General features: G+C 71.0%; 1 protein-coding gene and 1 pseudogene. Both read right to left on the bottom strand.

Going from position 1 to position 1,739, the window contains the following annotated elements; genetic code table 11:
- The coding region (locus IJH84_RS24620) for a Rho termination factor N-terminal domain-containing protein (protein ID WP_295149612.1) at window positions 1–398 on the bottom strand (398 nt) is incomplete at its 3' end.
- Window positions 399–1,373: 975 nt separating this feature from the next.
- Window positions 1,374–1,739: pseudogene (locus IJH84_RS24615) on the bottom strand (homoserine kinase); the annotation flags it as partial.

The following is a 1,739-nucleotide window of genomic DNA, read 5'->3' as shown; positions in this document are numbered from 1 at the left end:
TTCGGCGAAGAGTCGGTCTCGTCGAGCGCGGGCTGGTGCGCCTTGCCGCCGCCGGAGGCGCCGTCCTGCGCGGCCTTGCCGGACTCCGGCGCGCTCTTGCCGGTGTCCTCCTGCGTCGCGGTGGCTTGCTTGGTGCCCGCGCCGCGGGAACGCTGCGGCGCACCGCCGCCCTGCCGCTCCTTGATGGCGGCGATCAGGTCACCCTTGCGCAGTCCGCCGGTGTCGATCCCCAGTTCCCCCGCGAGTTGGCGCAGCTCGGGGAGGAGCATGCCGGACAGCCCTCCGCGACGGCGCGGGGTGCCGTTGCTGTCGGTGCCCGAGGACTGGGCGGAGTCCTGCCCGCCGGCCGCGGGGACGCCGTTGGCCGCGTCGCTGCTCAACAGTTCGGTGTTGCTCACGAATGTCCTTCCTGACCGGACCGCGCCTCCTACGCGGCCCAGCGGATTGCCCGCCCGCTCATGCTCGCGGACGGCCTTTTGCGCTACCGGCCCGATGCCGGTCGAGTTCAACACGCACGCGCGGCTCGATCGGCGTCGGCGATTAGCCGGAACCAGCGGCATTGGGCGGTAAGAGGAGCCCAGCCCTGGCGTTCGTCCGATGTCGTTGCGCGGTTGCGGTCGTCACGCGCCTGCGTGCTGGAACCACGGTCCACGTGCGACGCATCCACTCCGATCCACACTTGCCGGTGCACGCCCTGCTGCCGCCTCACTCAGGTGTTGTCGTTCACGGGGAGCGCTGTGATTTCCGGTCCGGCCCGAAGTGTCGCCGTGCAGGACCGCAGACAGTGGCACCGGGGTACACGCCGATCCGGCGTCGATCGCCGCGGGCGTGCCCGCTGCCCCCGACTCGGCGGTTCGCCGAGTTCCCGGTGCGAATCCACCGGAGCGGGGGCCGCCGCCTCGCGCGAACCCCATTGAGTTGACAACTCCTGCCTCTGCCACCGCGGCCGAGTACCCGCCGATCCTGACCTTCACCCGCGCCGGGTGGAGTCAATTCACTAGCGAGAGATGTGCCCCGGGAAACGATGCCCCGGATGCGGCACCGGCGCTCTGCGCGCGGTGACTGATTGACCTTGAGGGTAGACGCCCCGCCATCGAGGTGCAACAACCTCACCGGTCGCGGCCACACCCTCTGTCGATCATGGTGTTCGGCGTCCGCCGTGCTGCAACAGCCACGGAATTCGATCGAATCGGCGCCGCTCCGAGAGTGCCGCACAAGAACCCGATCGGCCTTGCAGCGAGCACTGCGCGGTGCCACCGAGCGAACCGGAGCCGTATCACGCACGTACAGCACCGGAACACCAGCCACCGGACTTCGTCCGGCTGACACTTCCTTTGTACCACCGCGCTCGGAGGAATGGTCCGGCCGGTCGGCTATTCGATCTGCGACCGCCCGGACACCACCCGAACGCCGCAGCGGTCCACCGGCAGGTGCAGTGCGGTGAAACCCGTGCTGTGCGCGGAATTCGGCAGTTCGCCGCGCGGTGGCAAGGCCAGCACGGTCGGCCCGGCTCCGGAGACCGCGGCCGCCACCCCGGCGGCCCGCAACCGCCGCACCAGCTCGATCGTGGCGGGCCACGCGGGTTCCCGGTAGTCCTGGTGCAGCCGGTCCTCGGTGGCCGCGGGCAGCAGCGACGGGTCGGTGGTCAGCGCGTGCACGGCCAGCGCCGCGCGTCCTGCGTTGAAGGCGGCGTCGGCGTGCGGGACCTGCGCGGGAAGCAGCCCCCGCGTGGTGTGCGT

It is taken from the genome of Saccharopolyspora sp. (assembly GCF_017434145.1).
GTDB classification, from domain to species: Bacteria; Actinomycetota; Actinomycetes; order Mycobacteriales; family Pseudonocardiaceae; genus Saccharopolyspora_C; species Saccharopolyspora_C galaxeae.
The sequence above is the reverse complement of the archived record's forward strand: the minus strand, read 5'-3'. Positions and strand labels throughout refer to the sequence as shown.